The 12,565-nt window shown below is 38.3% G+C and carries 10 protein-coding genes; 4 read left to right on the top strand and 6 right to left on the bottom strand.

Annotated features, from left to right (window positions below; translation table 11 throughout):
* Positions 1–2 precede the first annotated feature (2 nt).
* Positions 3–1,358: a S8 family peptidase gene (locus F959_RS03875; RefSeq protein ID WP_004877723.1), complete on the top strand. Its 1,356-nt coding sequence runs from the start codon at positions 3–5 to the stop codon at positions 1,356–1,358.
* Positions 1,359–1,455: 97 nt separating this feature from the next.
* Here F959_RS03875 and F959_RS03870 read toward each other — a convergent pair whose 3' ends face one another.
* Complete coding sequence (locus F959_RS03870; RefSeq protein WP_004877722.1) at positions 1,456–1,869, bottom strand: hypothetical protein; 414 nt, start codon at positions 1,867–1,869, stop codon at positions 1,456–1,458.
* Positions 1,870–2,103: 234 nt separating this feature from the next.
* Between F959_RS03870 and F959_RS03865 the strand changes: the two genes are divergently transcribed.
* Entirely contained in the window at positions 2,104–3,600 is a 1,497-nt protein-coding gene (locus F959_RS03865; RefSeq protein ID WP_004877721.1) for a flavin-containing monooxygenase, read from the top strand.
* A 49-nt stretch (positions 3,601–3,649) separates the two neighbouring features.
* Here F959_RS03865 and F959_RS03860 read toward each other — a convergent pair whose 3' ends face one another.
* The 5 genes from F959_RS03860 to F959_RS03840 form a co-directional block, all read right to left on the bottom strand.
* Positions 3,650–4,069, bottom strand: a complete 420-nt coding sequence (locus F959_RS03860) for a hypothetical protein (protein ID WP_035311982.1) — start codon at positions 4,067–4,069, stop codon at positions 3,650–3,652.
* Positions 4,070–4,205: 136 nt separating this feature from the next.
* Complete coding sequence (locus F959_RS03855; RefSeq protein WP_035312458.1) at positions 4,206–5,483, bottom strand: hypothetical protein; 1,278 nt, start codon at positions 5,481–5,483, stop codon at positions 4,206–4,208.
* A 70-nt stretch (positions 5,484–5,553) separates the two neighbouring features.
* Positions 5,554–7,623 (bottom strand): glycine--tRNA ligase subunit beta, encoded by a 2,070-nt coding sequence (gene glyS / locus F959_RS03850; RefSeq protein ID WP_004877717.1) that lies wholly within the window; start codon positions 7,621–7,623, stop codon positions 5,554–5,556.
* Positions 7,623–8,612: a glycine--tRNA ligase subunit alpha gene (gene glyQ, locus F959_RS03845; protein ID WP_004660270.1), complete on the bottom strand. Its 990-nt coding sequence runs from the start codon at positions 8,610–8,612 to the stop codon at positions 7,623–7,625. The genes glyS and glyQ overlap by 1 nt, the downstream gene beginning before the upstream one ends.
* 69 nt (positions 8,613–8,681) lie before the next feature.
* Positions 8,682–10,307, bottom strand: coding sequence for an SIR2 family protein (locus F959_RS03840; RefSeq protein ID WP_004877716.1), 1,626 nt, complete (start codon positions 10,305–10,307; stop codon positions 8,682–8,684).
* A gap of 177 nt (positions 10,308–10,484) precedes the next feature.
* Here F959_RS03840 and F959_RS03835 point away from each other — a divergent pair, with 177 nt between their 5' ends.
* Both F959_RS03835 and F959_RS03830 read left to right on the top strand, forming a co-directional pair.
* Positions 10,485–11,747 (top strand): putative DNA modification/repair radical SAM protein, encoded by a 1,263-nt coding sequence (locus F959_RS03835; RefSeq protein WP_004877715.1) that lies wholly within the window; start codon positions 10,485–10,487, stop codon positions 11,745–11,747.
* Positions 11,748–11,749: 2 nt separating this feature from the next.
* Positions 11,750–12,544: a TIGR03915 family putative DNA repair protein gene (locus F959_RS03830; RefSeq protein ID WP_004877714.1), complete on the top strand. Its 795-nt coding sequence runs from the start codon at positions 11,750–11,752 to the stop codon at positions 12,542–12,544.
* Positions 12,545–12,565 lie beyond the last annotated feature (21 nt).

Raw genomic sequence — 12,565 nt, 5'->3', positions numbered from 1 at the left:
AAGTGAACAATAAAACATTATTATTGGTGGGTTTATGCGCTTGTTACAGTGCAACAACTTCAGCAGCTTCATTAACCTCAACGCAATTAAAACAGCAACTTAGCTCCGCTGCAGTGAGCAAGGTTGCACAAGGTAAAATTAATCTCGATGCTCTGGTCAGTAATGATTCAAATGATTTACTGATTGAGTACGATATGAATGTTGCCAACATGCCATTAGGCTTAGAAAAGCGAAATTATATTGCTGATGGCAAAGCGCGATTTAAAAATAAATTTACAAAAGAGGCGGGCTTTCAAACCTTACGAGAATTTAATGGATTGCCATTAGGCCTATACCGAATTCAAAACCGTGAAACCTTAGCTAAAGTGTTGAATGATCCTTCGGTTAAAGGTGTCTATCCTAATCGCAAAAACTATACGACAACGATGGAAAGTTTACCTTTAATCAATCAACCCCAAACAGCAAGCAACGGCTTTACTGGAGAAGGCACAAGTGTTGCTGTGATTGATACAGGTGTGAACTATACACATTCTGACTTTGGTTGCACTGCGTTGAATACACCGTCATCGACTTGCCGTGTCGTCTATTCGTTTGATGCTGCGGCTGATGATAATAATTTAGATGATGATGGGCACGGTAGTAATGTCTCAGGCATTATTTCCAAAGTAGCACCTAAAACTAAAATTATTGGGATTGATGTTTTTAGTAAAGTTAGATCTCGCGGACAATGGGTAAGCTCAGCAAATGATAGTGATATCTTGGCAGGTATCAACTGGACGGTGAATAATGCGCAAGCTTATAACATCAAAGCTGTCAATATGAGTTTAGGCGTCCCTGGGGTGAAGTATACATCTGAGTGTAGTAATAGCAGTTACAAAACTGCTTTTGCAAATGCTCGTGCAGCAGGCGTTGTTCCTGTTGTTGCTACTGGTAATGATGCCTTTTCTGATGGAATCTCATCCCCTGCATGTGTTGCTGGTGCTGTGAGAGTAGGTGCTGTGTATGATACGAATATTGGAGGCGTTTCTTGGGGTAATCCAGTGAAATGTTCTGACCCTACGACCTCAGCAGATAAGGTTGCCTGCTTCAGTAATGGTGGCTCACTGGTAACGTTGCTTGCACCGGGTGCAATGATTACAGCGGGCGGTTATACTATGGGGGGTACATCGCAAGCGACACCACATGTGGCAGGCGCAATTGCATTGTTACGTGCCAATAATGTCAGTCCAGCCGAGACAATTGATCAAACTGTAAATCGTTTGAAAGCAACAGGGAAACCAATCACGGATACGCGTACTGGTTTGAGTTTCCCTCGTATTGATGTGTTGGCCGCGACCAATGGGCTAACATTAAACTAAGGTTAATTTTTTATAGTTTAAATTGATCTAAAGTAAGTTTGAAAAGCCATAGCTCGCTGCATACCCCCAAATATGCAGCGAGTTTTTTTATCAGTAATTAGTGGCACTTCGCTAAATTTTCAGCACTAAAATTGCTTTGTAGTTTTTTGAAGTTTACTTGAGTTGCTGGATCTTGTGTATCAAATGCAGTGGCAGTCTGAGCTGCTGGTTGAGCCTGTTCAGCATATTGAATCGTTGTTGAGTTCGCAGAAATTAAACCCTGCTGATTGAATGTCCAATGCTCAACGGCTTCTCCACCATCAAAATAACCTTTAAATTCGATCAGACAGTTTTGCGGTTGCATGATGAGTTTTGCGACATTGTTTTCAGTTGATGGTGTGGCTTCAATATTTTTAACTTGTTCTAAGGCTTGAGAAGATGTCGTTGTTTGAGTTGGAGAGATAGAACAGGCAGTAAAACTAAGGCTTGCTGTGATTGAAAATAAAAGTGTTTTTAATAGTGTTAGCTTCATGTGCGAAATTCCAGTTCTATACATATCAATTTTTTAAAGTGTGTCGATAAAGAAAGTTAAGTTCAATGAAGTTTTTGAAATTACAGTGTAAATTTATACAAGATTCTCTTAACAGACAAAGTTCATTTGCAATTTGTATCAGAAATGACCGCCGAAAAGGTCAGTCCTGATAATGACCCATTCTTGGGTTTGTGCGATGTTGTTGTTGGCTTTGTGTAAGGAAAATAATAGATCATGAATACGAAATCGAAGACGATTCCATTCCATCGTGTCATTGTGATTGGCGGTGGTTTTGCAGGATTAGGGGCTGCAATCAAGCTAAAAGAATCAGGTATTCATGATTTTATCTTATTAGAAAAAGCTGATGAACTCGGCGGTGTTTGGCGTGAAAATACCTATCCGGGCTGCGCTTGTGATGTTCCATCTGCATTGTATTCCTATTCTTTTGAACCGAATCCAACATGGAGTCGTGTCTTTGCAGGGCAAGTAGAAATCAAACAATATCTGCAAAACACAGCGCAGAAATACCAAGTTTTACCGCATGTACATTTCCAACATGAAGCGCTATCAGCAAGTTGGTCTGATGCAAAACAGTGCTGGGTGATTAAAACCAATCAAGGTGAATTTCATTCACAATTTGCGATTATGGCATGTGGACCAATGCATGAACCTGTCATTCCAAATGTTAAAGGACTGAAAAATTTTAAAGGTGAGATTTTCCATTCATCAGGTTGGCGACATGATATCGATTTGACTGGAAAGCGAGTTGCGGTGATTGGGACTGGTGCTTCGGCAATTCAGTTTGTACCGCAGATTCAGCCTTTGGTAAAAGAATTGACGGTATTCCAACGTACACCGCATTGGGTATTACCAAAATCAGATATGCCACTGCCAAGTGCTGTTCAAACCTTATTTAAATATGTTCCCGTGACTCAGTCAGTGATGCGCGGTTCAGTTTATGGCATCTTTGAAACCTTAAATGGTGGATTACAAAGCAATGCTGCGATGCGACAAGTACAGCGTATTGCTGAATTTCATATTAAACAGGGTATCAAAGATTCTGAGTTACGCACTAAAGTGACGCCAAATTATGTGATCGGCTGTAAACGCATTCTGCAATCTAATGAATGGTATCCAGCCTTAGCTCAAGAAAATGTCAATGTTGTTGCAGGGGCGTTGAGCGAAGTCAAAGGCAAGCAGTTGATTGCCAGTGATGGTTCAACCTTTGAGGCTGATGTGATCATTCTTGGTACGGGTTTTGAAGTGGCTGAACCGCCAATTGCACAGCGCGTCTATAATCGTTATGGACAAAGTATGTCTGATGTATGGCAGGGCAGTCCAGAAGGCTATATGGGAACGATGGTGGCAGATTGTCCGAATGGTTTCTTGATGTTTGGACCGAATATCGCAGTGAGTTCTTCAGCTTTTATCATTATTGAGGCGCAGCTCACTTATATTATGGATGCGTTAAAACAAGCGATTCAAAACAATATCAAAACCATAGAACCCGATCCAGTGCGTATGGCTGAGTTTAATCAACGTGTACAAGAAGCTTTACAAAGCACGGTTTGGAACAAAGGTGGTTGTCAGAGTTATTTCATTGATCGGAACGGGCGAAATAGTACGGTATGGCCGTGGACGACCTTTAAGATGCGTCAGCAGCTCAGTCGTTTTAATTTAAATGAATATTTGATTGATCGTCAGGTTAAGCTCGAAACTGAAACAGCTTAAATCTCTATCATTAAAAAAACCTCTAACTTTTGATTAGAGGTTTTTTTATTTAGTTCGATGATGGCTGACTAAGTTCAGCACGCTCAATAGGAACATTTCCATCATTTGTACCCACCACCGCATCTTTGGTGTCTTGCCATTTTTTAGCAGTGTATTGTTTGGCTTTTTGTGTTTGTTCCTGAACGATTTCAGATTGTTCAGCGGTATATTCTTTGGTGTTTTTCCATCTCTCACTCATTTTTTGTGAGGTGTTTTCAGATGCACCTTGAATTGAGTCCCCTAAGTTTTGTAGCCCTTTACCTGTTTTATACAGCAATACTCGACCGAGACTAGGATTGTCACCATATGGGAGTGTTTTTTCAGCCGTTTCAGTGTTTGTATTCGTCGTATTCGTATTTGTTTCGGCTGCCCAGAGAGAAGACGATGCGATCAGTGTAGTCGCTAAACAAAGAGCAGGTACGTTTTTCATCATCTTTTATCCTTTTGGCAATAACGTTGCAATTCAAGTTTTATAGCTTATCGCCAAGTTCAAGAAAAGAATGTAGGTGATATGAAATTGATGTGGTGTAATGTTGGAGTATATAAACTTATGATGGAATATGATTTTAGGTTGTATCCTTATAAAAATAATGTCTTTTGATGCGGATTGAATTCATATTCGAGATAATCATTGATGGAGAAAATTTATTTTGTTCATTCCAGAAATCTTGTAGCTTTTTTAACTCAATTTTTTGAATCTCGGTTAAAGATTCAAACCATTCTGGTGATACAAAAGTATTGAATATGTATAAGAAAGTTAATGAAAATAACTTGTCTTCAATACTGGATGGTGAAGAAACTATAGAACTAATAATCTGTTTACCAAAATCATTATTTTCTTTAAACCAACTTATGATGAAATATCCTTTTGACTGTAAAGATACGCAATTAATAAAAATATTTTTCGATTGTACTTCTGCTCTATCTAAATTTTGGAGCTGGTTACCATCCATATCATATTCTAGATTAAAGCAAGAAGAACTTTGAAATTTAGGGTAGTTTTCTTTAAGTTCAAAAATATAATGCACTAAATCATCTTCATGTTTAGATACATAGTATTTTTTTTCTAATTGTTGCTTATAGTAATTGCTATATCGTACTCCTAGTTTGTAGAAATTAATTTGACTATTTATTTCAGCTTGAAACTCTATTTGACCTATGAAGCTATAATCTTTATCAATATTTTTTTTAATTTCTTTGAGATAATCTATTACACGAAGCATTGTGTAATGTTCTTGGCAAATTGCTCTGTAACATAAATCAAATAACTGTTTATTAGTTTTAAGAAAATCCTTTTTTTCAAAAGAGGAAAAAAGTGACTCATCATGTTTTTTACAAAAACCAAAAAATGTTGAAGCATCATTAATCCCTATTTTCCTGAATTTTATATCATTAAAGTCAAATTTAAATCCGTAAACATGATTGTTTTGACATATTGCACTTAAAGATATTTTTTTCGATATTGAATGAGCTTTAATCACTTGATCGGAGCAAGGAGATATATTCCTATGAAGACATTCTTGTTTGCTTAGGATTTTTTTAAATTTGTTATGGATTGGCTTTTCATCCTTAAGGCTCATTTTTTTATTGAAATGACATTCAATGAAAGGCAAACCAGAAAGACACCAGCATTCTTTCATTTTTGGGTACTTTCTTATTATTTTTTCAAATATGTCTAGAGGTATGAAATTATTTCTATGATCTTTCTTTTTATAATGAGAAAGTATGTATTCATATGTGTTTTTACAAAAAACCTTTCTTTTTACTAACTCATTAAGAACCTTAATATTAATAAATTTTATATTATTAAAATTATATACTAATTCAAATTTTTCTATTTTCATAAATTTTATCAAAAATAAACCCCACTATTTTATAGCGGGGTTTATTTGAAAGATCAAGGATTATAGATACTTAACCCTGCAACACACTCACATCAGCCACAGCAGTAAACAAGTTACGTAACTGAGCCAATAAACGTAAACGGTTCGCTTTCAACTCCGCATCGTCTGCCATGACCATCACGCCTTCAAAGAAAGCATCAATAGGCGCACGAAGTGCAGCAAGCTTAGAAAGAGCTTCTGTGTAGTTGCGTGCAGCAAGTAAAGGCTGAACCACAGGCGTGAGTGCAGACAATTCTGCATAAAGCGCTTTTTCAGCCGCTTCAACCAGATTCGCTTCAACCACAGCACCTTCAGGCGTTGCTTCTTTGGCAAGAATATTGGCAACACGCTTATTAGCCGCAGCCAATGCAGCCGCTTCTGGCAATGTACGGAAATGATTGACCGCAGTCACACGCTTATCAAAATCAAGAGGAGATTTTGGAGCAAGTGCTTGAACTGCTTGAATCACATCAACCGCAACGCCTTGGTCTTCATATTTAGCACGGTAACGACCTTCAAGGAACGCAACGGCATCCGCACGCGTCTTGTCATGATCTTTAACCACGTCGCCATAACCTTGAAGTGCAAAGTTAACCAGTTCTTCAATCGTCACATCAAGTTCATTTTCAATGATCAAACGTAAGATACCGATTGCAGAACGACGTAATGCAAACGGGTCTTTAGAACCTGTAGGTGCTTGACCAATACCAAAAATACCAACAAGCGTATCTAAACGATCTGCAAGCGCAATCGTTGTACCTGTTTTAGTTTGTGGTAATACATCACCCGCAAACTTAGGTAAGTATTGCTCACCTAAAGCTTCAGCAACTTCATGATTCTCACCTTCAAGGCGCGCATAATAAGTGCCTGCAATCCCTTGAAGTTCAGGGAATTCACCTACAAGTTCAGAGGTCAAATCGCATTTAGCGAGTAACGCTGCTTTTTCCGCATCGGCTGCATTTGCACCCGTAATTGGAGACAATGCCACAGCTAATTTAGCAATACGCTCTGATTTGTTCCAAAGCGTACCTAATTGTGCTTGGAATACCATGTTGGCTAATTTTTCTTTACGCGATGCAAGCGGTTGCTTTTGGTCTTGTAAGAAGAAGAATTCTGCATCCGACAAACGAGGGCGTACAACTTTCTCATTGCCTTCAATAATTTGAGTCGGATCTTTAGACTCAATATTTGAAACGGTAATGAAGTAAGGTTGTAATTTACCTTCAGCATTGATTAAGCAGAAATACTTCTGGTTATCCTGCATGGTGGTAATCAAGGCTTCTTGAGGAACAGCTAAATAACGCTCTTCAAAAGTCGCACGTAACGCAACAGGCCATTCAACCAAACTTGTGACTTCATCAAGTAAGTCTGCTGGTACAATCGCAGTCGCATTGACTTCATCTGCCAAAGTTTTGACTTGTGCTTGAATCGTCGCTTGGCGCTTTTCAAAATCAGCAACAACATGCGCATTTTCTAATGTTGTTAAGTAGTCATTTGCATGTGCCAAAACTACAGCTTCAGGCGCATGGAAACGGTGACCATAAGTCACATTACCTGTTTTGTGATCTTGAATGCTTGCTTCAATCACTTGATCATCTTTCAGCAATACAACCCATTTTACTGGACGAACGAATTCAGTACGGCTTGCCGCTGAACGCATACGCTTAGCAATTGGTAAATTATCCAATGCTGCTTGTAAAATCTGTGGAAGCAAAGCATCAAGACTTTGACCTTTGACATCTTTCAAGAAACAAACTTTTTCAACTTTACCAGCTTGGAAAGTTGAAAGTTGATCAACTGTAATGCCTTGACCACGCATAAAGCCTTCAAGTGCTTTAGTCGGTTTGCCTTCAGCATCATAAGCGGCTTGAACAGCAGGGCCGTCAAAACGTTTTTGTGTGTCCGCTTGAGCTGCATCAATATCAACAATTTTTAATGCCAAACGACGTGGTGCAGCATAAGCTTCAATTGCAGTGAAGTTTAAGCCTGCATCTTTTAAGCCTTTCTCTGTTTCAGCTTTTAAAGCATCACGTAAAGTTTTCAAGCTTTTTGGTGGAAGTTCTTCACAGCCAAGTTCGAATAAAACAGTATGCTTTGTCATTATTTATTCTCCTTCGCTTTTTCAGCTTGGGCTGCTTCTGCCTCAACTTGTGCTTTAAGTTGAGCCAATACTTCATCACGCAAATGTGGTTCTGCCATCGGGAAACCGAGTTTCGCACGCGCAGCCACATAACTTTGTGCAATAGAACGCGCCAAAGTACGGACACGTAAAATATAACGTTGACGTTCAGTCACAGAAATTGCACCACGCGCATCCAACAAGTTAAAGCAATGTGATGCTTTGATCACTTGTTCGTAAGCAGGAAGTGGTAGTTCAGCTTCGATTAAACGAGATGCTTCTGCTTCATAGAAGTCGAACAATTCAAACATTTTATCGACTGGCGCGTATTCGAAGTTATAGGTCGATTGTTCTACTTCATTTTGATGGAATACATCACCATAAGTCACTGTACCGAATTGACCTTTGGTCCAAACCAGATCGTAAACTGAGTCTACACCTTGAAGGTACATCGCAAGACGTTCTAAACCGTATGTGATTTCACCAGTAACAGGGTAGCATTCAACACCACCGACTTGCTGGAAGTAAGTGAACTGAGTCACTTCCATACCATTTAACCAAACTTCCCAACCTAAGCCCCAAGCGCCTAGTGTTGGAGATTCCCAGTTGTCTTCTACGAAGCGAATATCGTGAGTCAGTGTATCGATGCCGATCGCTTTTAATGAATCAAGATAAAGCTGTTGGATATTGTCTGGGTTTGGCTTAAGCACCACTTGGAACTGATAATAGTGTTGTAAGCGGTTTGGGTTCTCACCATAACGACCATCTTTCGGACGGCGTGAAGGTTGAACATACGCCGCGTTCCAAGTTTCTGGGCCTAATGCACGTAAGAAGGTTGCAGTGTGGAATGTCCCTGCACCCATTTCCATATCATATGGTTGTAATACGACGCAGCCTTGCTCCGCCCAATAGTTTTGTAGGGCAAGAATTAAGCCCTGAAATGTATCAATATGCGATATAGCACGACTCATGGTGCATCCACTGGAATCAAACAAAAATTGTGGTTAAGTATAAGGATTTTGGTGGTGAGTGGCAAAGGGTTAAGCTGATGAATACTTCTTATCTATATTGATAGAATTGGGCTCTTCACCGAACTGAGCTTTATACCATGCACAAAATTCAGAGTTATTGAGTAGGGGTTCAGTGTATTCGTTTTGGAAAACGAGTGATTTATATTCTTCGGTAATTTGGAGTATCTGAGGGCTGCTTAAATAGTCAACTAGCCCAATGAAATCCTTAAGAAGTATAAAACATTCTATTGAATACATTACATGTTCAGCGTTGTCCCAGCTATCTCTAAAGTATTCTATAGCCTCATTTAATAGAAGAGTTTTAGTTTCTTGATTATCTATTAATTTTGCTACTTGCAGTAGGCAGTATCCACAGAAATGGAAGTTACCACCATGGTTTGGATCACTTTCGATACCCATTTTGTAAATATCTATCGCTTTTTCATAGATTTTTATTTTCTCCTCGATTGAGGCATCATCTAAAGATTTCCGTTCCCACGTTGCACTACCCCACCAATAAAAAAAATCACCTTTAAGATTATCTTTTAAAATTGGGTAAAGTTCTTCACATGTGGAAATTAGCTTTTCTTTAGAGTAATAAGGGTCATCATGAAAAGATTGAAACTCTTCATTACTAATATAGTCTGTAACAATCTCAGCTAACTTAAATTTATTAATTACGATTTCATTTTTTAGAATAGATATATAATTCTTCGCTTTAGATAAAAGCTGATGTCCTTTTCGAGGAGATGTATTAAAATTAATTTCTTTAGTATATAGCTCAAGTTCTGTATAAGGTCGCTCAATGAAGTCTAAGCTACAATTAAGTAGTCCAGAGATATTCATAAATGCTTCATCAGCATCGCATTTATAAATTACTTTGCACTCTTCATCATTTTCTAAGAAATGATGACTATCTTTTTGAATAACCTGGTCACTATATTCTAACCAATATAGCCAATTGTTATATGGTCGAAGCTCATTTAAAGCTTCCATGAGTGGATCATTCTCACCACTATAACCAGCGACAATCCATGTTTTATTACACCCTGTAGAGCGAACGATTTGAGTTAAAGTTTCTTTATGTGCTTCCAGTTGATCTGTTGTGTTTCGCTGAACAAAGCCAACATGTTGTCCATTCAAATACACAATACTTGGATCATGAAGAAGTTCTGCATTTACTTTGCCCATAGCCCCTAAATCATAGATTGCAGGGAAAGGATACATGCCTACCATATAACATGCATGTATCAATAAGGGATCAAAATTAACAGTAAGAATTCTGCTGAAATAACCTTGTTTTAGTAGTTCTGCAATTGCAATATGGGCAAAGTTTAGCTTGGCTTTTTCTATTCCTTTTGCAGTGTTTCCTTCAATAAACCATTTAAATAACTCTTTACGTTTAACATTCGAGAGTTTAGTCATAATGTCGTTATATTGAAGCTGACTTAAATCTTGTTGAGCAAGCTTTTGTTCTTCTGATGTAAAGTAATTAGGGAAGTTCTCAATTGCAATTTTCATTAATTTTTGCGCAGGAGGGATGCCAGCAGAGACAGAAATACCCGCACCTACTAACAAAATTGCACCACCTTCATCTTTTGCATCTTTTAGTGAGGCTGCTAGATGTTTAAGAAGTTCTTCTTTATTTTGTTCCATTACTAATATTTAATCTTTTGAATTTATAGTGATTATATCTAATTTAATAAACTGCGCTAGCTTGAGCAAAATTAATACGTCAGCTCATGACGTATTGCATCTTACATGCTCTTAATTTCACAACTTTGAAATGTTAATTTTTAAACGATATTCTCTGTTCTCCTCAGGTCGTTTGATATGTCTGATCGCATTCGTGAAAAGCTACAAATTTTAGCGGACGCTGCCAAATATGACGTGTCCTGTTCCTCCAGTGGCAGTGACCGTAAAAATAAAGATAAAGGTTTAGGCGATGCCAGTCGGGCAGGGATTTGTCATAGCTATACAGAAGATGGGCGTTGTGTTTCTTTGTTAAAAATCCTGTTCAGTAATGTCTGCATTTTTGATTGTGCCTATTGTGTGTCACGCCGTTCTAATGATGTCAAACGTGCTGCATTTACTGTGCAGGAAGTGGTTGACCTGACCATCAATTTCTATCGTCGTAATTATATAGAGGGATTATTCCTTAGCTCAGGCATTTTTAAATCCGCAGACTATACGATGGAGCGGATGCTTCAAGTGGTGAAAAAATTACGTCTCGAAGAAAATTTTAATGGCTATATTCATCTCAAAACTATTCCAGGCGCATCGCCTGAGTTGATTCATGAAGCAGGACTTTATGCTGATCGTATGAGCATCAATTTAGAAATGCCCACTGAGGTTGGATTAAAAGCTTTTGCTCCTGAAAAATCACATCAAGAAGTACAAAAAGATTTAGGCCTAGTTCGAGATCGACTGATTCAACTTAAAGATGAACGTCAAATTATTAAGCATGTGCCAAAATATGTACCCGCAGGACAGACCACTCAAATGGTAGTTGGTGCACATCAAGAGACTGATCACGATGTGCTATTTATGGCAGATCGGCATTACAAAGAGTTCAAGTTAAAGCGTGTCTATTTCTCAGGCTACATTCCAATCAACACAGAAAATAATTATCTTCCTGCTGTTGGTTCAGCACCACCTTTACTACGAGAAAATCGACTTTATCAAAGTGATTGGTTGATGCGATTTTATGGTTTTCAGGTCAATGAAATCGTCAATGAAAAATACCCACATCTTGATTTAGATGTTGACCCAAAGCTCAGTTGGGCATTGCGTCATCCTGAACAGTTTCCTGTCGATTTGAATCGTGCTGATTATCATATGATTTTGCGAATTCCGGGCATCGGCTTGAAATCAGCCAAGAAAATCGTGCAGGCGCGTCGTTTTGGCAAGGTGCATATTGATCTGCTGAAACAACTCGGTGTGGCGTATTCGAGAGCAAAATTTTTTATTCGTTGCGAAGATAGTCCTCGTTTTCAAAAAGAGTTGTCATCTCATCATATTCGCGAACAAATCTTGACGCAGGGTTCATCCAAGTACGTTAAACAACTGTCACCTCAGCTGAGCTTAGGATTTTGATCATGTCTGCTGATGGTATGGTTTACTATTACTTTGATGGCTCGATGGTTGGTTTGCTCAATTGTGTATTTCGTGCCTTTCAATTTAAAGAGTTTCAAGTTCAGCTTTGTTTTAATGAAGGTGCACAACATGGTTTATTTTCCACAGTTGTTGAGATTCCCAATAATGAACATCATGCGCAGCGTGTTTGGTCGGCGATACAGCAGCGCTTGAGTCAATCCTCATTAAGACAATTTTACTTTGCCTATTTATCTGAGTCTTTAGACGCGTTTCAGCATTTATTTAATTACTGTATATACATTTTTCGTCATCACCATTCTGTTGAAAAAAATTATGCGCATCCGAGTGTATTGGCGATAGCACAATGGGCCAAAAAAGTCGGTCGTGAAAAACATCGTATGGAAGCCTTTGTCCGTTTTAAGAAAACCACAGATGGCTTGTTTTTAAGTTTGGTTCGACCTGATTTTAATGTATTACCTTTGATCCAACCGCATTTTAAACGACGTTATCAAGATCAATGCTGGCTGATTTATGATGAGCAACGAAAATATGGTTTGTACTATGACTTACATGAAATTCACGAGGTGTCATTAGAGGCAAATGAAATTGATCGGAATCTTGCAAGTGGTGCAAGTCAAAGTTTTCAATTGCAGCTTGATGAGCAAGAAGAATTATATGATCAACTCTGGAAAGATTATTTTAATAGCATCAACATTAAAGAACGTCAAAACGTTAAATTGCATGTGCAATATTTACCGAAACGTTATTGGCGTTATCTCAATGAAAAGTTGATTTAACAGAATAAAAAAAGCGCCGAA

It is taken from the genome of Acinetobacter venetianus RAG-1 = CIP 110063 (assembly GCF_000368585.1).
In the GTDB taxonomy this organism is placed as follows: domain Bacteria; phylum Pseudomonadota; class Gammaproteobacteria; order Pseudomonadales; family Moraxellaceae; genus Acinetobacter; species Acinetobacter venetianus.
The sequence above is the reverse complement of the archived record's forward strand: the minus strand, read 5'-3'. Positions and strand labels throughout refer to the sequence as shown.

Coding starts and splice junctions, on each gene's coding strand:
- F959_RS03855 (WP_035312458.1), bottom strand. CDS start 5,483: ATGAAAATAGAAAAATTTGAATTAGTATATAATTTTAATAATATAAAA.
- F959_RS03860 (WP_035311982.1), bottom strand. CDS start 4,069: ATGAAAAACGTACCTGCTCTTTGTTTAGCGACTACACTGATCGCATCG.
- F959_RS03830 (WP_004877714.1), top strand. CDS start 11,750: ATGTCTGCTGATGGTATGGTTTACTATTACTTTGATGGCTCGATGGTT.
- glyQ (WP_004660270.1), bottom strand. CDS start 8,612: ATGAGTCGTGCTATATCGCATATTGATACATTTCAGGGCTTAATTCTT.
- glyS (WP_004877717.1), bottom strand. CDS start 7,623: ATGACAAAGCATACTGTTTTATTCGAACTTGGCTGTGAAGAACTTCCA.
- F959_RS03865 (WP_004877721.1), top strand. CDS start 2,104: ATGAATACGAAATCGAAGACGATTCCATTCCATCGTGTCATTGTGATT.
- F959_RS03870 (WP_004877722.1), bottom strand. CDS start 1,869: ATGAAGCTAACACTATTAAAAACACTTTTATTTTCAATCACAGCAAGC.
- F959_RS03835 (WP_004877715.1), top strand. CDS start 10,485: ATGTCTGATCGCATTCGTGAAAAGCTACAAATTTTAGCGGACGCTGCC.
- F959_RS03840 (WP_004877716.1), bottom strand. CDS start 10,307: ATGGAACAAAATAAAGAAGAACTTCTTAAACATCTAGCAGCCTCACTA.